We start from the raw sequence: 21178 nt of genomic DNA, 5'->3' as shown, positions 1-21178 counted from the left end.
CTCGTCGACGGCAAAAGCTCCACCGTACACGGGGGCCGCGGCGCGGGCGCAGGCGGAGCGTGCGCTCGGGTCGGTGCGGCAGGCTGGACCCGTGCAGTTCAGAGTCTTCACCGAACCCCAGCAGGGCGCGAGCTACGAGGATCTCCTCGCGGTCGCGCAGGCCACCGAAGCCCTCGGCTACGACGGCTTCTTCCGCTCCGACCACTATCTCCGGATGGGCGACGGCGATCCCGGCCCCGGCCCGACCGACGCCTGGACGACCCTCGCGGGCCTCGCGCGCGAGACCGAGCGGATCGCGCTCGGCACCCTCGTCTCCTCCGTCACCTACCGGCCGCCGGGGATCCTCGCCATCCAGGTCGCCCAGGTCGACGCGATGTCGGGCGGCCGCGTCGAGCTCGGGCTCGGCACCGGCTGGTTCGAGGAGGAGCACGCCGCGTACGGCATCGACTTCCCGCCGCGTCGCTTCGACCTGCTCGAGGAGCAGCTCGAGATCGTCACCGGCCTCTGGTCGACGCCGGTCGGCGAGCGCTACTCGTTCGCGGGCGAGCACTACACGCTGACCGACTCGCCCGCGCTGCCCAAGCCCGCGCGCCTGCCGCTGCCGGTGATCGTCGGGGGAGGAGGACCCAAGCGGACCCCGCGGCTCGCGGCCCGCTTCGCCAGCGAGTTCAACCTGCCCTTCCCCGAGTTCGACGCGATCCCCGGCGCGTTCGAGCGCGTCGACGAGGCCTGCGTCGCGATCGGGCGCGAGCCGTCCTCGCTCGTGCACTCGGTCGCGCTGATCGCGGTCGGCGGAGCGGACGAGGCGGAGTTCGTCCGGCGCGCCGCGGCGATCGGCCGCGAGCCCGCCGAGCTGCGCGAGCACGGCGTCGCCGGCGGCGTCGACGAGACCGTCGACCGCCTCGAGTCCCTGCGCGAGGGCGGCGCCGAGCGCGTCTACCTCCAGTTCATGGACCTCCAGGACCTCGACCACCTCGACTTCTTCGCCCGCGAGGTGCTGCCGCGCCTGTCGGCCTGAGCCTCCCCTCATGCCGATCGAGTAGCCCGCGGAGCGGGCGTATCGAGATCCACCGTTTCGCAGAGGCCGGGTCTCGAGACGCCGCCGGAGGCGTCTACCCGACCAGCATGGAGAGGGCTGCTCGACCAGCGAGGCCGCAGGCAGGGAGACGCCCGTCGCTGCGACCTAGGCTGGAGGGATGGTGGACACGATCGAGCGCGCCGACGAGCGGCTGGCGACCCGCTCGGCCGCCGAGCTGCCGTGGGTCGTGCTCGTCTGGGACGACCCGGTCAACCTGATGTCGTACGTGTCCTACGTGTTCCGCAGCTACTTCGGCTTCGGCCGGGCCGAGGCCGAGCGGCTCATGCTCCAGGTGCACACGGAGGGGCGCGCTGTGGTCGCGACCGGCAACCGCGAGGAGATGGAGCGGCACGTGGAGGCGATGCACGGCTACGGCCTGTGGGCGACACTGCAGAAGGCCGACGCATGACCGCTCGACTCACGGCGGGCAGGCCCTGATGCGCTCCTTCCGCCGCGACTCCTCCGGTGCCGCCGTCGCCCGCTTCGACCGCGAGGAGGCCGGGATCCTCCGCCACCTCGCCGGCGAGATGCTCGAGCTGCTCGACCGCGGGACGAGCGAGGACGCGCGCAACGACCCGGCGCTGGCGCGGCTGCTGCCCGACGCCTACCGCGACGACGACGAGGCCGCCGCCGAGTTCCGCCGCTTCACCGCCCCGGATCTGGCCGGCCGCAAGATGGACGACGCCCGCGCGATCACCGCTGCGCTCGACGCGGGCGAGGGCTCCGGCCACGCCCGCGTCTTCGCCGGTCTCGGCGAGGTCGCCGTCCGGCTCGAGCCGCCGCAGGCGCTGTCCTGGCTCCGCGGGCTCACCGACATGCGCCTCGCCCTCGCCGCCCGCCTCGGCATCGTCGACACCGACGACGTCGAGCCCGACGGCGAGACCGGCCAGGCGATCCGCGCGGTCTACGACTGGCTCGGCAGCGTCCAGGACGGCCTGGTCCGCGCGATCGACGTGTGATCGCGACGGTCGCGGCCAGGCCTTTCCGCTAGAGGATCGAGAGATCTCCACAGCTGTGGACAAACCTGTGGAGAGATGTGGAGAACGGGCGTCCTCGCCGGTGCCCGCCGCCGCGGATCGCCCGTCCCGCAGCGGATCCGGCCGAGCAGAGGGTGTGGAAACGCGAGGTGTCCGGTCGGTGAACCCGCGCCCCTGGAACGGGGGATCAGGCTCCCGGTTCGACGCCGGGGGGCGGAACCGCGTACCGTCCGGACCGTGAACACTCCTTCAGGAACCCAGGCCAAGCGCGCCGCCGACGACGCTCAGGACTCGACCGCGGTGCGCACCCTCGCCCGCGGGGGCTACGCCGCGAACGGCCTCGTCCACGTCCTCATCGGCGTCATCGCCCTGCAGATCGCGACCGGCGGCCAGGGCGAGGCGGACCAGTCCGGCGCGCTCGGCTCGCTCGCCGCGCAGCCCGGCGGACTGGTCGTGCTCTGGGTCTGCGCGATCGGGCTCTTCGGTCTCGCGCTCTGGGGCGCGCTCGAAGCGTTCCTCGTGGCGGGCGGCGACAGCGCGGCGTCGCGCTGGGGCAGCCGCCTCAAGGAGGCGGCGAAGGCCGTCGTCTACCTCGCGCTCGGCATCACGACCCTCCGCTTCGCGCTGGGCGGCAGCTCCGACTCGTCCGAGACGTCCGAGAGCGCGAGCGCGCAGGTCCTCGCCGCTCCCGGCGGAGTGGTGCTGCTCGTGATCGCCGGGCTCGCGATCCTCGCGGTCGGCGGCGTCTTCGTCTACCGGGGCGCGTCGAAGAAGTTCCTCGAGAACGTCGCACTGCCGGGCGGGACGGCCGGCCGCGTCGTCACCGGTCTCGGCATCGCGGGCTACGTCGCGAAGGGCGTCGTGCTCGGCGTGCTCGGGATCCTCGTGATCATCGCCGCCGTCACGCACGACCCGGCGCAGGCGGGCGGCCTGGACGAGGCGCTGAAGACGCTGACCGAGCTGCCGTTCGGCGTGGTGCTGCTCGGCGTCGTCGCCGTCGGGCTGATCGCCTACGGCGCGTTCTGCTTCGCCCGGGCGCGCTGGCCGAAGCTCTGAGGAGGGCCGCCGGGGCACCGACGTCGCGCCGGCGGGAGGGCTCGGCGCGATAGCCGTCGCGGAGCCCGCCCATGCGCGCCGGATCCGCACCACGCCGCCCTCCCGATCTGCGCCGTCGCCGGGCTCCTGATCCCCGGAAGGACGCCGCCGGAGAGCGCGGAGCCGTGACAGGCGAGCGCGGCGCGGGGCCGATACCCCCTGACGGGTGTGATCGCAAGCAGTGCCGAGGTCCGGCTTCCAGTGACACTCTGTGCAGATGCATGCAGGTGGCGACGACGCGAGTGCGGAGCGGGTCCGCCCTGCCCTGGCCGAGACGGCCGCGCGCCTGCTCCGGGCCGTCGCGACCGGTGACCGCGCCGCGTTCGCCGAGCTGTTCGACCGCTTCGGCGGGCTCTTCTCCGCCTCGATCGCCACGGTGCACGCCGACGCCTCCACGCGCGACCGGCTCTGCACCGAGGCCTTCGCCGCCGTCTGGCGCCGTGCCCGGGAGGGCGCCAGCGCCCCGGAGCCGGTGCTCTGGCTGCTCGAGGTGCTCTGCGAGACGCTCGGCTCCTCCCGGGAGGGCTCGCGCCGCCCGCTCGCCGAGGGGCTCCTCGCACTGGCCTGCCCGGACCGCGAGCTGCTGCTGCTCGCCGTGGCCGGCCGCTACTCCCAGCCCGAGATCGCCGCGCTCACGGGCGTCCGCGAGTCGCGGCTGCGCGCGGTCCTCCGCGACGCGCTCGGCTCCCTCCGCGGCGGCCTCGGCGACGGGCGCCTCACCGCCTGATCTGCGGCGCCGTCTCCTCGAGAACTCGCCGCCTCCCCCGCGGCGGCTCCGACGGGCGTAAACTTGAGTCACCCGAACTCAACTTTCGAACCGCAAGGAGGAGATGCAGATGCAGGCCGGTCGGACACCCCAGCAGGACGAGTCGTCCGCTCTCGCGCAGTACGGCGTCGACCTGACCGCGATCGCGGCGAGCGGCAAGCTCGACCCGGTCATCGGACGGGACGCCGAGATCCGCCGCGTCAGCCAGGTGCTCACGCGTCGCACCAAGAACAACCCGGTGCTCATCGGCGAGCCCGGCGTCGGCAAGACGGCGGTCGTCGAGGGGCTCGCGCAGCGGATCGTCGCGGGCGACGTCGCCGACAGCCTCAAGGGCAAGCGGCTCGTCAGCCTCGACCTCTCCGCGCTGATCGCGGGGGCGAAGTACCGCGGCGAGTTCGAGGAGCGGCTGAAGGCCGTCCTCGCCGAGATCAACGACTCCGGCGGCCGCATCATCACCTTCATCGACGAGCTGCACACGCTGATGGGCGCCGGCGGTGGCGAGGGCTCTGTGGCGGCGGCGAACATGCTGAAGCCGATGCTGGCCCGCGGCGAGCTGCGGATGATCGGCGCCACGACGCTCGACGAGTACCGCCAGTACATCGAGAAGGACGCGGCCCTCGAGCGCCGCTTCCAGCAGGTGTTCGTCGGCGAGCCGACCGTCGAGGACACGGTCGCGATCCTCCGCGGGCTGAAGGAGCGCTACGAGGCCCACCACAAGGTCGCGATCGCCGACTCCGCGCTGATCGCCGCCGCCTCGCTGTCCAACCGCTACATCACCGCCCGCCAGCTGCCGGACAAGGCCATCGACCTGATCGACGAGGCCGCCTCGCGCCTGCGGATGGAGATCGACTCCGCGCCGGTCGAGATCGACGAGCTGCGCCGCTCCGTCGACCGGCTGAAGCTCGAGGAGCTCGCGCTGAAGAAGGAGAAGGACGAGGCCTCGAAGGCGCGGCTGGAGACGCTGCGCGAGGACCTCGCCCGCCGCGGCGCCCACCTCGCCGAGCTGCAGCAGCGCTGGGAGCGCGAGCGCGCCTCCCTCAACCGCATCGGCGATCTCAAGAACCGGCTCGACGCGCTGCGGATCGCGGCCGAGCGGGCCCAGCGCGAGGGCAACCTCGAGCGCGCCTCCCGCCTGCTCTACGGCGACATCCCCGCCGCCGAGAGCGAGCTCGCGGCCGCCGAGCAGGAGGAGCAGCCGGCCGAGGGCCGCATGGTCAACGAGCAGGTCACCTCGGACGACATCGCCGCGGTCATCGCCGCCTGGACCGGCATCCCCGTCGGCCGGCTGATGCAGGGCGAGACCGAGAAGCTGCTGCACCTCGAGACCGAGCTGCACCGGCGCCTCATCGGCCAGAACGAGGCGGTCTCGGCCGTCGCCGGCGCCGTCCGCCGCACCCGCGCCGGCGTCTCCGACCCCGACCGGCCCACCGGCTCCTTCCTCTTCCTCGGACCGACCGGCGTCGGCAAGACCGAGCTGGCGAAGGCGCTCGCCGACCACCTCTTCGACGACGAGAAGGCGATGGTGCGGATCGACATGTCGGAGTACGGCGAGAAGTTCGCCGTCTCGCGGCTGGTCGGCGCCCCTCCCGGCTACATCGGCTACGAGCAGGGCGGCCAGCTGACGGAGGCGGTGCGCCGCCGGCCGTACTCGGTCGTGCTGCTCGACGAGATCGAGAAGGCGCACCCCGAGGTCTTCGACGTGCTGCTGCAGGTGCTCGACGACGGCCGGCTCACCGACGGCCAGGGGCGGACGGTCGACTTCCGCAACACGATCCTCATCCTCACCTCGAACCTCGGCTCGCAGTTCCTGGTGGACCAGTCCCTGACCCGCCCGCAGAAGGTCGAGGCCGTGCAGCAGATGGTGCGCCAGGCCTTCAAGCCCGAGTTCGTGAACCGGCTCGACGACATCGTCGTGTTCGAGGCGCTCGACCGCACCGAGCTCGGCGAGATCGTCTCGCTCTACGTCGACCGCCTCTCGCGCCGGCTGGCGGAGCGACGTCTCGACCTCGCCGTGACGCCCGCCGCCCGCGGCTGGCTGGCCGAGCGCGGCTACGACCCGCAGTACGGCGCCCGGCCGCTGCGCCGCCTGATGCAGCAGGAGATCGACGACCGGCTGGCGACGGCCCTCCTCGACGGCTCCATCCGCGACGGCGACGTGGTGCTCGTCGACGCGGGCCCGGACGGCCTGCTGGTCTCCGCGGGCCTCGCGACGCCGTAGCTCGGGCCGGTCCGCCCCGCCTGTCGCCCCCGTCCCGCCCCGACCCTCCTCTCCCATTCCTCAAAAGTTGCGGTAGTCGCGCGCCACTACCGCAACTTTTGGAGGATGGAACGGGCGGTTCGGGGCGGGGGCTCCTCCACAGGGGGTGATCGCGGACGGGCCGTCCACAGACGCAGCCCGGGCGCCTCGCCGGGGTCGCGTCGGCGGGTAGCGTCCCGCCCATGAACTCCCCGTCTCCCGCCGCCGGCGCCCGCATGGCCGACCTCGCGCCCGAGGAGCGGCCGCGCGAGCGGCTCCGCGCCCGCGGTCCCGAGGCGCTGACCGACGCCGAGACGCTCGCCGTGCTGATCGGCAGCGGGGTCCGCGGGGCGAACGCGACGGTCGTCGCGCAGCGCCTGCTCGCACGCTTCGGCGGCATCGACGCGGTGTCGCGGGCGGGCGTCGCCGACCTGGTCCGCCAGCGCGGCGTCGGCGAGGTCGCCGCCTGCCGCATCGTCGCGTCCTTCGAGCTGCGGCGGAGGATGAACCGCGCCGGGCGGACCGCGCGCGTCGTCGACGCGGCCGGCCTCGCCGAGCTGGTGACGCCGCTGCTCGCCGCACGGCCGACCGAGACCGTGCTCGCCGTCGCGCTGACCGCCGCCGGGGCCGTCCGCGACGTGATCGCGCTCGCCGACGGACCGCCCACCCACGCGGAGGTGCCGGTGGCCGAGATCCTCGCCGAGGTCCTGGCGCGCGGTGCGGCCGGCGTCGGCCTCGCGCACAGCCACGCCGGCGCGGCGGACGTCCTCTCCTCCGACCTCGCCGCGACCCGGGCGCTGGCCGAGGCGTGCGCGGCCTGCGGGCTGCGCTTCGTCGCGCACGTCGTCGTCGGCGCCGACGGCTGGCGGGAGGCGCCGCCGTAGCAGCCGCGGGCGTTCATGCAAGCCCCTGGCCGGCCACCCTTCCGCCCCGCGACGGCGGCGTACCGTGGACGAGCCCCCACCCCCTCTCGATCAGGAGTCCCCATGCGAGCAACGATCATCCACGGCGAGCGCGACGTCCGACTCGAGGAGGTGCCCGACCCCGTGCTCTCGACCGGGCGCGACGCGATCGTGCGCGTCACCGCCGCGTGCGTCTGCGGCTCCGACCTCTGGCCGTACCGCGGCGTCACCCCGACGAAGGAGGCGCACCGGATCGGCCACGAGTTCGTCGGCGTCGTCGAGGAGATCGGCGACGACGTGCACGACATCGCGGTCGGCGACTTCGTGATCGCCCCCTTCTACGTCTGCGACGGCACCTGCGCCAACTGCGCGAACGGCGTCTCGACCTCCTGCCTCACCGGCGGCTGGTGGGGCGCCGAGGTCGGCGAGCAGGGCTTCGCCGACGGCGCGCAGGGCGAGAAGGTCCGCGTCCCGCTCGCCGACGGCACGCTCTTCCCGGTCGGCACCGACGTCGACCCGACGCTGATCCCGAGCCTGCTCACCCTCGCCGACGTGATGGGCACCGGTCACCACGCCGCCGTCTCGGCCGGCGTCACCGCGGGCTCCACCGTCGCGGTCGTCGGTGACGGCGCGGTCGGCCTCTGCGCCGTGCTGGCGGCCAAGCGCCTCGGCGCGACGACGATCATCGCGATGTCGCGGCACGAGTCCCGCCAGGCGCTCGCCACCCGCTTCGGCGCGACCCACATCGTCGACACCCGCGGCGACGAGGGCGTGGCCCGCGTCCGCGAGCTCACCGACGGCATCGGCGCCGACTGCGTCCTGGAGTGCGTGGGCACCAAGGAGTCGATGCAGCAGGCGCTCGACTCGGCCCGCCCCGGCGGCATGGTCGGCTACGTCGGCGTCCCCAACGGCGGCCCGGAGCTGCCCGTGCGCCAGATGTTCGGCTCGAACGTCGGCGTCAACGGCGGCGTCGCGCCGGTCCGCGGCTACATGGCGGAGCTGCTGCCCGACGTGCTCAGCGGCGCGATCGAGCCGGGCCTCGTCTTCGACCTGGAGCTGCCGCTCGAGGAGATCGCCGAGGCGTACGCCGCGATGGACGAGCGCCGCGCGATCAAGACCCTCGTGCGGCCGTAGCGGGAGCCGGTCGTGCGCATCGAGGTCGAGACGTCCCGTGGCGTCGTCGCCGGGGTCGCGGAGGACGGCGTCGCCCGGTTCCTCGGCGTCCCCTTCGCCGCGGCGCCGGTGGGCGATCGCCGGTTCCGCGCGCCCGAGCCGCGGGCGCCGTTCGACGGCGTCTTCGAGGCGGACGTGTACGGGGCGACGCCTCAGCGCGGCCGCCCGTTCGAGTTCACGACCATCCCCGAGCACTCGATCCCGGGTGAGGACACGCTGACCCTGAACGTGTTCGCCCCTTCCGAGCCGGCCGGCTCGCTCCCCGTGCTGGTCTACCTGCACGGCGGCGGCTACGTCACCGGAGCGGCCTCGAGCGACTGGCACGACGGCTCGGCGTTCGCGCGCGACGGTGTGATCGTCGTGACCGCCGCCTACCGGCTGGGGGTCGACGGCTTCGGCGTCGTCGAGGGCGACGCGAACCGCGGGGTCCGCGACTGGCTGGCCGCCCTCGAGTGGGTCCGCGAGAGCATCGGCGCGTTCGGCGGCGACCCCGGCCGGGTCACGATCGCGGGCCAGTCCGCAGGCGGCGGCGCCGTGCTCGCCCTGCTCGGCTGCGCCGAGGCGCAGCCGCTCTTCGCGCGCGCCGTCGCGATCTCGCCGACCGATCGCAGCGTCCCTATCGAGGAGGCGGAGGAGCAGCTCACCGCCTTCGCGCACGCCCTCGGCGTCGAGCCCACCCGCGCCGCGCTCGCCTCGCTCGACGAGGACGGGCTCTCCGAGACCGCCGCCCTCACGATGATGCCCGGCTCAGGTCACGCGATCGTCTTCGCGCCGGTCTCGGGCGACGCGCTCCTGCCCCTGCCCGTGTCCGAGGCGACCGCGACGACCGGCCTCGACAAGCCGCTCCTGATCGGGTCCACCGCCGACGAGTTCGACAGCCCGCGCCTCGAGCGCGAGCCCGGGGCGGTGCCCCGCACGACCGACCTGCTGTTCCGCCGCGCGGTGCTGCAGGCGGCGCGGAACCGTGCCGCAGGACCGGCGCCGACCTGGCTCTACGCCTTCGACCGGCTCTCGCCCGCGACCGGCGGCGCGTCGCACTGCCTCGACCTGCCGTTCTTCTTCGACCACCTCGACGCCGAGGCGACCACCCGGGTCCTGGGCGAGGACCCGCCCGCGGCGCTCGCCACGGTGATGCACGGCGAGCTGGTGGCCTTCGTCCGGGGCGAGGAGCTGCCCTGGCCGCCGGCGCACGGCGCGGAGGGAGACGCGGTGCGCGTCTACGACGTCGAGCCGGCGGTCGTGCCCGGCCACTACGACGACGTGCTGCCGCTCGTCACGGACCCGCGGGCATGAGCGGGTCCGCGCGCGGCGCCGCACCGCGCTTCCACCCCGACCTCGCGCTCGGCCGCCTCGTCCCGCCGATCGTGCTCGGACCGCGGCTGCTCCGCCTCGCCACCCGTCGCACCGCCGTCGGCGGGGAGGCGCCGCCGGACCTGCTCGTCGAGGACCTCGAGATCCCGGGGCCGGACGGGCACCCGGTCCCGGTCCGCAGCTACCGTCCGCGCACCCTCCGCCGCGCCGCGCCCGCGCTGGTCTGGGTGCACGGCGGCGGCATGGTGCTCGGCAGCCGCTTCGACGACGAGTCGTCGAACATCGCCTTCGCCCGCACGCTCGGCATCACCGTCCTCTCGGTCGGCTACCGGCTCGCGCCCGCCCATCCGGCGCCGGCCGCCCTCGAGGACGTGCTGGCCGCGTTCCGCTGGCTCGCCGCGCACGCCGAGGAGCGGGGAGTCGATCCCGAACGGATCGCGCTGGGCGGCGCGAGCGCGGGCGCCGGCCTGGCCGCGGGGGCGACCCTCCTCGCCCACGACCGCGGGGGAGCGCAGCCCGCGTTCCAGCTGCTCGTCTACCCGATGCTGGACGATCGCACCGTCACCCGACCCGGACCGGTTCCCCGCGGCGTCCGCGTCTGGACGCCGGGCAGCAACCGCTTCGGCTGGACCTCCTACCTCGGCGCCGAGCCCGGCGGCCCCGACGTCTCGCCGTACGCCGCGCCCGCCCGCCGCGACGACCTCTCGGGCCTCCCGCCGGCCTGGATCGGTGTCGGCACCCTCGACCTCTTCCACGACGAGGACGTCCGCTACGCCGAGCGCCTGCGCGCGGCCGGGGTGCCCTGCGAGCTCGAGATCGTCGACGGCGCGTTCCACGGCTTCGACGCCCTCTTCTCCCGCACCGGCGTGGCGAAGCGCTTCTGGGCGGCGAAGGCCGCCGCTCTCGGGAGGGCACTGGGGGTCTGAGGGCCTGCGATCCGGGCCGGACCGGACGGCGGGTCGGGCCGTGCGAGGGGCCGCTGCGCCGGATGGGAGCATGGACGCATGGACATCGACCGCCTCGCCACCCGCTACGAGATCGCCCTGCCCGCCTGGATCGAGGACGCCGTGCGCGACGTCCCCGAGTTCCTGCCCGAGCGCGAGGACCGCATGGCCCTCGTGCACGCCCTGGCCGACCGCAACTTCCGCGAGGGCAACGGCGGCCCGTTCGCCGCGATCGTCGTCGAGCGCGACTCCGGCCGCGTGGTCTCGGTCGGCGTGAACGTCGTTCTGGGCAGCGGAGTCTCCTCCGGCCACGCGGAGGTCACCGCGCTCGGTCTCGCGCAGACCGCGCTCGGCTCGTGGGATCTCGGTGGCGAGGGCCTGCCGGCGCACGAGCTGGTCGTCAACTGGCGGCCGTGCGTGCAGTGCTACGGAGCGACGCTGTGGTCGGGCGTGCGGCGCCTGGTGGTCGCCGGGTCGGGTCCGGAGCTGGAGGAGATCTCCACGTTCGACGAGGGTCCGATGCGCGAGGACTGGGCCGCCCAGTTCGAGGCGCGCGGCATCGAGGTCGTCGACGGCGTGCTCCGCGACGAGGCGCTCGAGGTCTTCCGCGCCTACCGCGCGCACGTCGACGCGGGCGAGGTGCTCGTCTACAACGCGCGCGCCGCGGACTGAGCCCCGCGCCCTGAACGAGCGAGCCGCCCCGAGGGATCCCGGGGGCGGCTCGTCGTGTCAGTGGGCTCGTGCTGTCGGCCCGCTCGTGGCGTCAGTGGTTGCCGGGCGTGTACACGGCGGAGGCGCGCCACCAGTCGTCGAACATCGACAGCGGCACCTGCCGCTTGTGCTCGGTCGCCTGGTACCGGGCCTCGATCGCCTCGGCGACCTCGGTCGCGACGTCGCCGCCCTCGAGGTAGGTGTCGAGGTCGGCGTACACGAGGCCGAGGTTCGACTCGTCCGTCTGACCGGGGTTCTCGTCGAGCAGGTCGGCGGTCGGCGCCTTCTCGTAGAGGCGGGTCGGGGCGTCGAGGTGCTCGAGCAGCGAGCGGCCCTGGCGCTTCGTGAGGCCGGTCAGCGGCAGGACGTCAGCGCCGCCGTCGCCGAACTTGGTGAAGAAGCCGGTCACCGCCTCCGCCGCGTGGTCGGTGCCGACGACGAGCATGCCCGCCTGGCCGGCGATCGCGTACTGCGCGACCATCCGGGCACGCGCCTTGACGTTGCCCTTGACGAAGTCCGAGATCGGCTCTCCGACGGCGTCGCCGAACGCGGAGGCGATGCCGTCGACCCCGGCGTGGATGTCGAAGGTCACCTGGCGGTCCGGCCGGATGAAGGTCAGCGCGAGCTGCGCGTCCTCCTCGTCGGCCTGCACCCGGTAGGGCAGCCGCACCGCGATGAAGGAGGCGTCGCCGCCCTCCGCGCGCACCTGCTCGACCGCGAGCTGGCAGAGCCGGCCGGCCAGGCTCGAGTCCTGCCCGCCGCTGATGCCGAGCACGAGGCCCTTGGCCCCGGTGTGCCGGAGGTAGTCGGCGAGGAAGCCGCTGCGCCGCTCGACCTCGGCGGCCGGGTCGACGGTGGGGGAGACGTGGAGCTCGGAGATGATTCGCTGCTGGACATCGCGCACGATCCAACGCTACTCCCGATGCCGCCGCCCCGCCCCGCTTCGGAGCCGACCGCGAGCCTCAGGCGGCGCACATCGTCCTGCAGGTCGGGTGGCCCCGTCCGGGCGCGCACGTGCCGGGTCGAGCAGCCCCGCCCGCACACCCCCTTGCTGGTCGAGTAGCCCCGCAGGGGCGTATCGAGACCCGCCGTCACCAGCACGGCAGGTCTGCAGACTCGCCCTTCTGATGACGGTGGATCTCGATGCGCCCGCTGCGCGGGCTACTCGATCAGCATGCCGGGGGCCCGCCGCGCGGGCTGCTGATCCGGGAGATCCTCGGACGGACCCGCGAGGGGCCTCCTGTTCGAGACAGGCCCCCGCACACGTCCACTCGACGGTGCCGACCTGCGCGAGTGGACGCACATCGGGCTCTCCACAGCTACCGGACCCCTTCGCGGGTCCGCTCGCCGACCCGCCTCCGGCGCGTCCGGCGCCCCATGCTGGTCGAGTAGCCGCCGGAGGCGGCGCCCCATGCTGGTCGAGTAGCCGCCGGAGGCGGCGTATCGAGACCCACCCTGCTGGACGCGGCGCCCGCGCGTCTCAGCCGCGCGCGGCGACGATGCGGGCGATCCGCTCCGGGACCGTGTCGTCCTGGAGGCTCGTGACGTCGCCGAGGGCGCGGCCGTCGCGGATGTCGCCGAGGAGGCGGCGCATGATCTTGCCCGAGCGGGTCTTCGGCAGGTCGGGGACGACGACCACGTCGCGCGGCTTCGCGATCGGGCCGATCGCCGTCGCGACGTGCTCGCGCAGCGCCTGCGACAGGTCGGCCTCGAGCGCCGTCCAGTAGGCGGGATCCTCCTCGGCGCGGTCGATCGCCTCGTCGGAGGGGATCACGAACGCCGCGATCGCCTGACCGGTCGTCGCGTCCTCGACGCCGACCACGCCGGCCTCGCCGACTGCCGGGTGCGCCACCAGGGCGGACTCGATCTCGATGGTCGAGAGCCGGTGCCCCGAGACGTTGATGACGTCGTCGACCCGGCCGAGCACCCAGATGTCGCCGTCGGCGTCGTACTTCGCGCCGTCGCCGGAGAAGAAGTAGCCGCGGTCGGCGTAGCGGGCCCAGTAGGAGTCGCGGTACCGCTCCGGGTTCCCCCAGACCGTCCGGGCGAGGGCCGGGCCGGTGCGGTCGACCACGAGGTAGCCGCCGGAGCCGTTCGGCACCCGCTCGCCCGCCTCGTCGACGACGAGGGCGCCGAGGCCCGGCAGGGCGCCCAGCGAGGAGCCGGGCTTGAGGGTCGAGACGCCCGGCAGCGGGCACATCACGGCCGCGCCCGTCTCGGACTGCCACCAGGTGTCGACGATCGGGCAGCGTCCGCCGCCGATCCGCTCGTGGAACCACACCCAGGCCTCGGGGTTGATCGACTCGCCGACCGTGCCCAGCAGTCGGAGGCTGGAGAGGTCGTACTCGGACGGCACGCCCTCCGGGAACCAGGTCATCAGCGTCCGGATCAGGGTCGGCGCCGTGTAGTAGACGGTGACGCCGTAGCGCTCGATGATCTCGAAGTGCCGCGCGGTGTGCGGGGTGTTCGGCGTGCCCTCGTAGATGACCTGGGTGAGCCCGTTCGAGAGCGGACCGTAGATCTCGTAGGTGTGCGCCGTGACCCAGGCCAGGTCGGCGGTGCACCAGTGCACGTCGTCCGGCTTCGCGTCGAAGACGGCCCAGTGCGTCCAGGACGCCTGGGTCAGGTAGCCGCCGCTGGTGTGCACGAGGCCCTTCGGCTTCCCGGTCGTGCCCGAGGTGTAGATGATGAACAGCGGCGTCTCCGCGTCGAAGGCCTCGGCCTCGTGCACGTCGCTCTGCCCGTCGACGACGTCGTGCCACCAGACGTCGCGGCCCTCGGTCCACGGGAGGTCCGGCGTCTCGTCGCCGGTGCGGCGGACGACGAGCACGTGCTCGATCGATGCGACGCCGGCGACCGCGTGATCGGCGTTCGCCTTCACCGGGACGGCGAGACCGCGCCGGAACTGGCCGTCGGTGGTGACGAGCAGCTTCGCGCCGGTGTCCTCGACGCGGAAGCGCACCGCCTCGGCGGAGAAGCCGCCGAAGACGAGGGAGTGGATCGCGCCGATCCGCGCGATCGCGAGAGTGATCACGACGGTCTCGGGGATCACCGGGAGGTAGACGACGACGCGGTCGCCCTTCCCGACGCCGAGCGCGGTGAGCGCGTGCGCGGCGCGGGCCACCTCGCGCTGCAGCTCGGCGTAGCTGATCGAGCGCCGGTCGCCGCGCTCGCCCTCGAAGTGCAGGGCGATCTTGTCTCCGCGGCCCGCGTCGACGTGCCGGTCGACGCAGTTGACGGCGACGTTGAGCGTGCCGCCCTCGAACCAGGTCGCGCGCGGGACGGACAGCGTGCCGTCCTCCTGCGGGACAGCCGGCTCCCAGCGGTGCGCGGTGTGCCAGGGCTCGACCCAGTCGAGGCGCCGGGCGGCCTCCTCCCAGAACGCCACCGGGTCGGCGGCGGCGCGGGCGTGCTCGCCGGGGCCGACGTTCGCCTGCGCGGCGAAGGCCTCGGGCGCCGGGAAGCGGCGGGACTCCTCGAGCAGGTTCGCGATCGTCTCGCTCATCGGCGGGCCTCCGTGGTCGTCGTGCCGGTCGTCGTGCCGGTCGTGGGACGCGCCGTGCCGGTCATCCTCACGCCCACTTCCGGATCGCGTAGCGCTGGAACACGCCGACGATCGAGTCGGTCAGCTTGCCCAGCACCGCCAGCAGGATGATCGCGAGGAAGACGCGGTCGATGCGCCCGTTGCTCTGACTGTCGGTCAGGCGGAAGCCCAGGCCCATCGACGAGGCGATCAGCTCGGCGGCGACCAGGAACAGCCACGACTGCGCGAGCGCCAGGCGCAGCCCGGCGATCACCGAGGGGATCACGGCCGGCAGCTGCACCGCGGTGAACAGCCGCACCCCCGAGAGCCCGAACGCCCGGCCCGCCTCGACGAGCTGCCGGTCGACGTGGCCGAGGGCGGTCGCCACGGTGGTGAAGACGGGGAAGAACGCGCCGATCGTGATCAGCGTGATCTTCGACTCCTCGCCGATCCCCATCCAGAGCAGCAGCAGCGGCACCCAGGCCAGCGACGGCACCGCGCGGATCGCGCCGAGCGTCGGTGCCAGCACGACCTCCCAGACCCGGGAGAGCCCGAAGAGCGCGCCGACCAGCAGCCCCAGCGCGGAGCCCAGGCCGAAGCCGATCAGCACCCGCTGGGTCGAGATCGCGACGTCCTGCCCGAGGTCGCCGCGCTGCGCGAGATCGACCGCCGCCGCCCAGACCATCGCCGGCGACGGGAACACCGAGACCGACACCATCCCGGTGGTCGTGACGATCTGCCAGGCCGCGAGCAGCAGCACCGGGAGGATCGCCCCGCCCACGACCAGGAACCAGCGCCGCGAGGTGAGCGGCCGGGCGTGCGCCGCCTCGTCGTCGCGGAGCCGCTTCTGCGACGCCTCGACGCTCGGACCGACCACGGCGGTGCCGACCGCACCCGGCGCCTGCACGAGCCCGGTGCTCCGGCGCACGAGGTCGGCGTCGGTCACGGTCTCGTCGTCGCGTGTCGCCATCGTCGTCTCCTCGGTCGGTGTCGCGGTCAGTGCTGTCGCGGGTCGGTCTGTCCCGGGTCGGTGCTGTCGTGCTGCGGTCGTGCGGGCGTCAGGAGCGCCGTCAGGCGATCGCGGACGGGTCCGCCGCCGACGCGTAGCTGTCGTCGATCAGCGAGTCGAGGGCCGCGTCGACCTGCTCCTGCGTGGCGACGTCGCCGTTCGCGACGAAGATCGGGCCGATGATGGCGAGCACGTCGGTCTGGGCCGAGCCGGGGACGTTGTCGACGTCGAGGTTGCTGCGCTCGGAGATCACCGTGGTGGCCACGGCGACGTCGAGCCCGGCGACGGACGCGAGGATGCTCGCCGTCTCCTCCTGGTTCTCCAGGGCCCAGGCGCGGGCGTGCTCGTAGGCGTTCACGACGGTCTGCGCGAGGTCGGGCTTGGCCGCGAGGAAGCTCTCGGTGGCGTTGAGCAGCCCGTAGGAGTTGAAGTCGACGTTGCGGTAGAGCAGGGTCGCGCCGGCCGCCTCCGCGCCCGCCATGATCGGGTCGAGTCCGGCCCAGGCGTCGACCGAGCCGTTCTGCAGCGCGGCCCAGCCGTCGGCGTGCTGCAGGTTCTGCACGGTGACGTCGTCGATGCTCAGGCCGGCGGCCTCGAGCGCCTGCACCAGGAAGAAGTAGGGGTCGGTGCCGCTGGTGGCCGCGATCTGCTTGCCGGCGAGCTGCTCGACGCTGGTGATCGCCGAGCCGGCGGGCACGACGAGGGCGGACCACTCCGGCTGGGAGAAGATGTCGATCGTCCTGATCGGCGAGCCGTTCGAGCGCGCGAGCAGCGCGGCCGAGCCGGCCGTGGAGCCGACGTCGATCGCCCCGGCGCGCAGGGCCTCGTTGGCCTTGTTCGAGCCGGCCGACTGCACCCAGGTGACCGTGACGTCCTGCTCGGCGAGGGCTGCCTCGAGCCAGCCCTTCTCCTTGATGACCAGACTCAGCGGATTGTAGGTCGCGAAGTCGAGCGTCAGCGTGCCGCCCTGGGTCTTCGCGGTCGAGCCGTCGGAGGCGGCGGGCGCCGCGGCCGCGCCGCCGCCGCCCTCGCCCTGGACGCAGCCCGCGAGGAGCGGGACCGCGGCGGCGGTGAGCAGGCCCGCGAGCGCGGTGCGGCGGGTGAGCGGGGAGGTGCTGAACGACGGGAACGACATGGGGGCCTCGACTTCGGTGCGGTGGCGGGAGTGGGACGAGTGTGCGGGAGCGGACGGACGGGATGTCCGCGAGCGGTGGGATCCGTGGACGGAGGGCGGGATCGGCGCCTGGGGAGGAGAGGAAGGAGGGGCGCAGCGGCCTAGTGCCGCTCGATCCCGAGCCCCTCGAGCAGCTCGACCCGCCGCTCGGCGAGCTCGGCGGAGCCGCGGTCGCGGGGCCGCGCACCGGGGACCGTCATGATCTGCCGGATGCGCGAGACGCCGCCCGGCTCGTCGCGGCCGAGCAGCACGATGCGGTCGGCCAGCTGCAGCGCCTCGTCCACGTCGTGGGTGACGAGCAGGATGGTCGCGGGGGCAGCCGCGTGCACCTCGAGCAGCAGGTCCTGCATCCGCAGGCGGGTCAGCGCGTCGAGCGCGCCGAACGGCTCGTCCAGCAGCAGCACACCGGGGTTGCGGGCCAGGGCGCGCGCGAGCGAGGCGCGCTGCGCCATGCCTCCGGAGACCTCGCGCGGCCGGGAGCCGGCGTGCGCGGTCAGCCCGACCAGCGAGAGCAGCTCGTCGACCGCCGTGCGGCCGGCCTCGCGCGAGGTGCCGCGCGGGAGCCCGAGCGCCACGTTCGCCGCGAGGGAGCGCCAGGGCAGCAGCCGCGGCTCCTGGAACGCCACCGCGCAGCGCGGATCGATGCCCGACACCGGCGAGTCGTCGATCAGCACGCTGCCGGCGCTCGCCGTGTCGAGGCCGGCGGCGATCCGCAGCAGCGTCGACTTGCCGCAGCCGCTCGGGCCGAGGATCGCGATCACCTCGCCGGCGCGCACGTCGAGCGAGACGTCGGCGAGCACGGGGGCGCCCGGGGCGAAGGTGCGGCCGACCCCGTCGAAGCGCACCGGGAACGCCGACTGGCCGAGCGCGGCGTCGAAGGCCAGGCTCGTGCGGGCGGGGGTTCCGGTCATGAGGGCTCCGAGGCGGGGCGGGCGGGCGGACCGTCCGATCGTACGGACGAGCGCCGACTCCTCCGATTCCGTGATGAAACGCGGAGTAACACAGGGTGCACGACGAAGGCCCCGCCGGCACCGCGCAGCGGCGGCCGACGGGGCCTCGGGGGAGCGGACTACGCCTGGACGAGCACGAGCTCCTCGAGCGGCAGGCGCGTGCGGGGAGCGGTCTCGCGCTCGCGGAGCACGTCGTTCTCGAGCGCGTCGGGGCTGGCGAGCACGCCCACGGCGGCGACGGTCACCGGGTCGAAGCGCGCGTCGACGCCGAACGCCGTGCGGATCCCGTCCTTGTCGAAGCCGGCCATCTGGTGCACGTGCAGCCCCTCGTGGTGCGCCTGCACGCTGAGGTGGGCGACGGCCTGGCCGAGGTCGTAGACGGCCCACGGGCGCGCCTCGCCCTTCTCGTCGACCGTCTCGGCGAGCGCGACGATCAGCGCGGCGGCCGAGCCGGCCCAGGCGGCGTTGAAGCCGACGAGGGTGCCGACGATGCTGTCGAACTCCGGAGTGCCGCGGCGCGCGACGATGAAGCGCGACGGCTGCGAGTTGCCGGCCGAGGGGGACCAGCGGGCGGCCTCGAGCAGCGCGGTCAGCGTCTCGTCCGCGATCGCCGCGGAGGCGTCGTAGGAGCGGGGGCTCCAGCGCTCGGCGAGGACGTCCAGGATCGGGGCGCTGGTCGAGGCGGTACGGGTGGCGGTGTCGGTCATGGGGTGCTTCTCTCCGGAGATGGCTGAACAGGGCGGGCCTCGTCGCCCGAGGGACCCAACCGCAGGAGCTCCGCCGGCATTCCCGCTCGTCGCGCCGACCGGCCGTTCGCCCACGGAGGAGCACGGGGTCCTGTCGGTGCGGAACGGTACCCTGGAGAGCGGCGTGCTTCCCCGCGCGCGACAACTCACCACTCTGATGGAGGATCATCCATGGCCCAGCACTTCGACGTCGTCGTCCTGGGGGCAGGCCCCGGTGGATACGTGGCCGCGATCCGTGCCGCCCAGCTCGGCAAGTCCGTCGCCATCGTCGAGAAGAAGTACTGGGGCGGTGTCTGCCTCAACGTGGGCTGCATCCCCTCCAAGGCGCTGCTGCGCAACGCGGAGCTCGCCCACATCTTCCACGCGCAGGCGAAGCAGTTCGGCATCTCGGGCGACGTCTCCTTCGACTTCGGCGTGGCCTTCGACCGCAGCCGCACCGTCGCGGACGGACGCACCAAGGGCGTCCACTTCCTGATGAAGAAGAACAAGATCACCGAGTTCGACGGCACCGGCTCCTTCACCGGCCCGCAGGGCCTCGACGTGCAGCTCACCAAGGGCGGCTCCGAGTCGCTGACCTTCGACGACGCGATTATCGCGACCGGCGCGAGCGTCCGCCTCCTCCCCGGCGTCGAGCTCTCCGAGAACGTCGTCACCTACGAGACCCAGATCATGACCCGCGAGCTGCCCGACACGATGGCCATCGTGGGCGCCGGCGCGATCGGCATGGAGTTCGCCTACGTCCTGAAGAACTACGGCGTCGACGTGACGATCATCGAGTTCATGGACCGCGCCCTCCCCAACGAGGACCCGGACGTCTCCAAGGAGATCCAGAAGCAGTACAAGAAGCTCGGCGTCGAGATCCTCACCTCGACCAAGGTCGAGTCGGTCGTCGACAAGGACGGCTACGTCACCGTCACCTACACCGGCAAGGACGGCACGCAGTCGACCCTCGAGGTCGACAAGGTCCTCATGTCGATCGGCTGGGTCCCCCGCGTCGAGGGCTTCGGCCTCGAGAAGACGGGCGTCGAGGTCACCGAGCGCGGCGCCATCGGCATCGACGAGTACATGCGCACCAACGTCCCGCACATCTACGCGATCGGCGACGTCACCGCCAAGCTGCAGCTCGCGCACGTCGCGGAGGCGCAGGGCGTCGTCGCCGCCGAGACCATCGCCGGGGCCGAGACGCAGACCCTCGGCGACTACCGGATGATGCCGCGCGCCACGTTCTGCCAGCCGCAGATCGCCTCCTTCGGCCTCACCGAGAAGCAGGCGACGGACGAGGGCCACGAGATCACCGTCTCGACCTTCCCGTTCATGGCCAACGGCAAGGCGCACGGCCTCGGCGAGCCGACCGGCTTCGTCAAGCTCATCGCGAGCAAGCAGTACGGCGAGCTCCTCGGCGCCCACATGATCGGCCCGGACGTGTCCGAGCTGCTCCCCGAGCTCACGCTCGCGCAGAAGTGGGACCTCACCGCGACCGAGCTGGCTCGCAACGTGCACACCCACCCGACGCTGTCGGAGGCGCTCCAGGAGGGCTTCCACGGCCTCAAGGGCCACATGATCAACATGTAGCTCCCCGCACCACCTGCACCGCGCGCCCCGGCTCGCGGCCGCACCTGCTCCGGCTCGCAGGATCCGCCTCAGCTCGTCCGATCGCGTGGATCCTGCGGGCCGGAGCTGTTTCCGCGAGCCGGAGATCCCGTCCCGAGCCGTATCGCGTCTCGACGAGCCCGGCTCGGGGCCGCCGCTAGCGTGGACGGATGGATCCGCGACTCCTCGACCGACTCGCCGCCGACGCCTGGCCGCCCCTCGAGCGCCGCGTGCTCGGCGGCTGGCGGCTGCGCGCGGCCGGCGGCGTCACGAAGCGCGCCAACTCGGTGCTCACCTCCGGTCCCGTCGAGGACGTGGACCAGGCGATCACCGCAGCGGAGGAGTTCGCGCGCGAGCAGGGGATCCCGCCGCTCTTCCAGCTCGGCCCCGCGACGCTCCCCGCCGACCTGCCCGAGCGGCTCGCCCGCCGCGGCTACGCCGGGCACGAGCGCACCCTCGTCCTCACCGGCTCCGTGACGGAGGCGCTCGCCGCGCTCGGTCCCGCCGCCCCGGAGGACGCGGAGCAGGTCGAGACGACGGAGGCGCCCGGTGAGGAGTGGCTGTCGCTCTGGTGGTCGGTCGACGGCCGCGGCGGCGACGCCGAGCGCGGGATCGCCGAGCGGATCCTCGCGGGCTGCGACTCCGCCTACGCCCTGCTGCGGGACGGGAGCGGCCCCGCCGCCTGCGGCCGGCTCTCCTGGGCGACCGCCGAGGACGGCGAGTCCTGGTGCGGTCTCTTCGCGCTGGCCACGCGCCCGGACGCGCGCCGCCGCGGCCACGCCGCCACGCTCCTCCGCGCCCTGCTCGAGCAGGCCGCCGCCCGAGGCGTCGACCGCCTGTGGATCCAGGTGCTCGCCGACAACGCCGCCGCCCGCCGCCTCTACGCGTCCCTCGGCTGCCGCGAGTCCTCGCACTACGAGTACTGGCGCCGCTGACCGTCCCCCTCCCTCCCGCGAGATGCCACTTGTGCACGCGACACGCCGTGGAACGCGT

General features: G+C 73.7%; 19 protein-coding genes. 13 read left to right on the top strand and 6 right to left on the bottom strand.

Annotated elements, in window-relative coordinates; all coding sequences use genetic code 11:
* The first annotated feature begins 91 nt into the window (after nucleotides 1-91).
* From MT355_RS09635 to MT355_RS09585, 11 genes are all read left to right on the top strand, one after another.
* Nucleotides 92-1018, top strand: coding sequence for an LLM class F420-dependent oxidoreductase (locus MT355_RS09635; RefSeq protein ID WP_243599363.1), 927 nt, complete (start codon nucleotides 92-94; stop codon nucleotides 1016-1018).
* A 178-nt stretch (nucleotides 1019-1196) separates the two neighbouring features.
* Nucleotides 1197-1487 carry an ATP-dependent Clp protease adapter ClpS gene (gene clpS / locus MT355_RS09630; protein ID WP_132437372.1) on the top strand — a complete coding sequence of 97 codons (291 nt, stop codon included), beginning with the start codon at nucleotides 1197-1199 and terminating at the stop codon, nucleotides 1485-1487.
* A 28-nt stretch (nucleotides 1488-1515) separates the two neighbouring features.
* Nucleotides 1516-2037, top strand: coding sequence for a DUF2017 domain-containing protein (locus MT355_RS09625; RefSeq protein ID WP_243581408.1), 522 nt, complete (start codon nucleotides 1516-1518; stop codon nucleotides 2035-2037).
* Nucleotides 2038-2292: 255 nt separating this feature from the next.
* Nucleotides 2293-3111 (top strand): DUF1206 domain-containing protein, encoded by an 819-nt coding sequence (locus tag MT355_RS09620; RefSeq protein ID WP_243599362.1) that lies wholly within the window; start codon nucleotides 2293-2295, stop codon nucleotides 3109-3111.
* 256 nt (nucleotides 3112-3367) lie between these two features.
* Entirely contained in the window at nucleotides 3368-3877 is a 510-nt protein-coding gene (locus MT355_RS09615) for a hypothetical protein (protein ID WP_243599361.1), read from the top strand.
* Between the two features lie 109 nt (nucleotides 3878-3986).
* Entirely contained in the window at nucleotides 3987-6134 is a 2148-nt protein-coding gene (locus MT355_RS09610) for an ATP-dependent Clp protease ATP-binding subunit (protein ID WP_123706241.1), read from the top strand.
* Nucleotides 6135-6355: 221 nt separating this feature from the next.
* Entirely contained in the window at nucleotides 6356-7036 is a 681-nt protein-coding gene (locus tag MT355_RS09605; RefSeq protein ID WP_243599360.1) for a RadC family protein, read from the top strand.
* Between the two features lie 102 nt (nucleotides 7037-7138).
* Nucleotides 7139-8188 carry a zinc-dependent alcohol dehydrogenase family protein gene (locus MT355_RS09600; protein WP_127887857.1) on the top strand — a complete coding sequence of 350 codons (1050 nt, stop codon included), beginning with the start codon at nucleotides 7139-7141 and terminating at the stop codon, nucleotides 8186-8188.
* A gap of 12 nt (nucleotides 8189-8200) precedes the next feature.
* Nucleotides 8201-9520: a carboxylesterase/lipase family protein gene (locus MT355_RS09595; RefSeq protein ID WP_243599359.1), complete on the top strand. Its 1320-nt coding sequence runs from the start codon at nucleotides 8201-8203 to the stop codon at nucleotides 9518-9520.
* Complete coding sequence (locus MT355_RS09590) at nucleotides 9517-10464, top strand: alpha/beta hydrolase fold domain-containing protein (RefSeq protein WP_243599358.1); 948 nt, start codon at nucleotides 9517-9519, stop codon at nucleotides 10462-10464. Before MT355_RS09595 ends, MT355_RS09590 begins: the two co-directional genes overlap by 4 nt.
* A 78-nt stretch (nucleotides 10465-10542) precedes the next feature.
* On the top strand, nucleotides 10543-11154 hold the full coding sequence (locus MT355_RS09585; RefSeq protein ID WP_173234484.1) for a nucleoside deaminase: 612 nt from the start codon (nucleotides 10543-10545) through the stop codon (nucleotides 11152-11154).
* 91 nt (nucleotides 11155-11245) lie between these two features.
* Here MT355_RS09585 and nadE read toward each other — a convergent pair whose 3' ends face one another.
* The 6 genes from nadE to MT355_RS09555 form a co-directional block, all read right to left on the bottom strand.
* Nucleotides 11246-12097: an ammonia-dependent NAD(+) synthetase gene (gene nadE, locus MT355_RS09580; RefSeq protein WP_243599357.1), complete on the bottom strand. Its 852-nt coding sequence runs from the start codon at nucleotides 12095-12097 to the stop codon at nucleotides 11246-11248.
* A gap of 576 nt (nucleotides 12098-12673) precedes the next feature.
* The gene (acs, locus tag MT355_RS09575; RefSeq protein ID WP_243599356.1) at nucleotides 12674-14698 is read right to left on the bottom strand and encodes an acetate--CoA ligase; all 2025 of its coding nucleotides are present in this window, start codon (nucleotides 14696-14698) and stop codon (nucleotides 12674-12676) included.
* A gap of 67 nt (nucleotides 14699-14765) precedes the next feature.
* Nucleotides 14766-15686, bottom strand: coding sequence for an ABC transporter permease (locus MT355_RS09570; RefSeq protein WP_123447157.1), 921 nt, complete (start codon nucleotides 15684-15686; stop codon nucleotides 14766-14768).
* 100 nt (nucleotides 15687-15786) lie between these two features.
* On the bottom strand, nucleotides 15787-16860 hold the full coding sequence (locus tag MT355_RS09565; RefSeq protein WP_243599355.1) for an aliphatic sulfonate ABC transporter substrate-binding protein: 1074 nt from the start codon (nucleotides 16858-16860) through the stop codon (nucleotides 15787-15789).
* A 140-nt stretch (nucleotides 16861-17000) separates the two neighbouring features.
* On the bottom strand, nucleotides 17001-17810 hold the full coding sequence (locus tag MT355_RS09560) for an ABC transporter ATP-binding protein (RefSeq protein ID WP_160085958.1): 810 nt from the start codon (nucleotides 17808-17810) through the stop codon (nucleotides 17001-17003).
* Between the two features lie 158 nt (nucleotides 17811-17968).
* Nucleotides 17969-18556: a nitroreductase family protein gene (locus MT355_RS09555; RefSeq protein ID WP_123447154.1), complete on the bottom strand. Its 588-nt coding sequence runs from the start codon at nucleotides 18554-18556 to the stop codon at nucleotides 17969-17971.
* A gap of 210 nt (nucleotides 18557-18766) precedes the next feature.
* On the opposite strand from MT355_RS09555, the gene lpdA reads away from it, so the two are divergent.
* Together lpdA and MT355_RS09545 are read left to right on the top strand one after the other, a co-directional pair.
* Nucleotides 18767-20167, top strand: coding sequence for a dihydrolipoyl dehydrogenase (lpdA, locus tag MT355_RS09550; protein WP_123706034.1), 1401 nt, complete (start codon nucleotides 18767-18769; stop codon nucleotides 20165-20167).
* Nucleotides 20168-20355: 188 nt separating this feature from the next.
* Complete coding sequence (locus MT355_RS09545; protein WP_243599354.1) at nucleotides 20356-21120, top strand: N-acetyltransferase; 765 nt, start codon at nucleotides 20356-20358, stop codon at nucleotides 21118-21120.
* Nucleotides 21121-21178: the final 58 nt, after the last annotated feature.

Source organism: Rathayibacter sp. VKM Ac-2929 (genome assembly GCF_022815495.1).
Classification (GTDB): domain Bacteria; phylum Actinomycetota; class Actinomycetes; order Actinomycetales; family Microbacteriaceae; genus Rathayibacter; species Rathayibacter festucae.
Note: the sequence above shows the minus strand (reverse complement) of the source record. Positions and strands in the feature narration are given on the sequence as shown.

Excerpts from the sequence above, each read along its gene's own strand:
- MT355_RS09625 (WP_243581408.1), top strand. The coding sequence starts at position 1,516 with ATGCGCTCCTTCCGCCGCGACTCCTCCGGTGCCGCCGTCGCCCGCTTC.
- MT355_RS09615 (WP_243599361.1), top strand. The coding sequence starts at position 3,368 with ATGCATGCAGGTGGCGACGACGCGAGTGCGGAGCGGGTCCGCCCTGCC.
- MT355_RS09605 (WP_243599360.1), top strand. The coding sequence starts at position 6,356 with ATGAACTCCCCGTCTCCCGCCGCCGGCGCCCGCATGGCCGACCTCGCG.
- MT355_RS09555 (WP_123447154.1), bottom strand. The coding sequence starts at position 18,556 with ATGACCGACACCGCCACCCGTACCGCCTCGACCAGCGCCCCGATCCTG.
- MT355_RS09610 (WP_123706241.1), top strand. The coding sequence starts at position 3,987 with ATGCAGGCCGGTCGGACACCCCAGCAGGACGAGTCGTCCGCTCTCGCG.
- MT355_RS09600 (WP_127887857.1), top strand. The coding sequence starts at position 7,139 with ATGCGAGCAACGATCATCCACGGCGAGCGCGACGTCCGACTCGAGGAG.
- lpdA (WP_123706034.1), top strand. The coding sequence starts at position 18,767 with ATGGCCCAGCACTTCGACGTCGTCGTCCTGGGGGCAGGCCCCGGTGGA.
- MT355_RS09585 (WP_173234484.1), top strand. The coding sequence starts at position 10,543 with ATGGACATCGACCGCCTCGCCACCCGCTACGAGATCGCCCTGCCCGCC.
- acs (WP_243599356.1), bottom strand. The coding sequence starts at position 14,698 with ATGAGCGAGACGATCGCGAACCTGCTCGAGGAGTCCCGCCGCTTCCCG.
- clpS (WP_132437372.1), top strand. The coding sequence starts at position 1,197 with ATGGTGGACACGATCGAGCGCGCCGACGAGCGGCTGGCGACCCGCTCG.
- MT355_RS09545 (WP_243599354.1), top strand. The coding sequence starts at position 20,356 with ATGGATCCGCGACTCCTCGACCGACTCGCCGCCGACGCCTGGCCGCCC.
- MT355_RS09570 (WP_123447157.1), bottom strand. The coding sequence starts at position 15,686 with ATGGCGACACGCGACGACGAGACCGTGACCGACGCCGACCTCGTGCGC.
- MT355_RS09560 (WP_160085958.1), bottom strand. The coding sequence starts at position 17,810 with ATGACCGGAACCCCCGCCCGCACGAGCCTGGCCTTCGACGCCGCGCTC.
- MT355_RS09590 (WP_243599358.1), top strand. The coding sequence starts at position 9,517 with ATGAGCGGGTCCGCGCGCGGCGCCGCACCGCGCTTCCACCCCGACCTC.
- MT355_RS09565 (WP_243599355.1), bottom strand. The coding sequence starts at position 16,860 with ATGTCGTTCCCGTCGTTCAGCACCTCCCCGCTCACCCGCCGCACCGCG.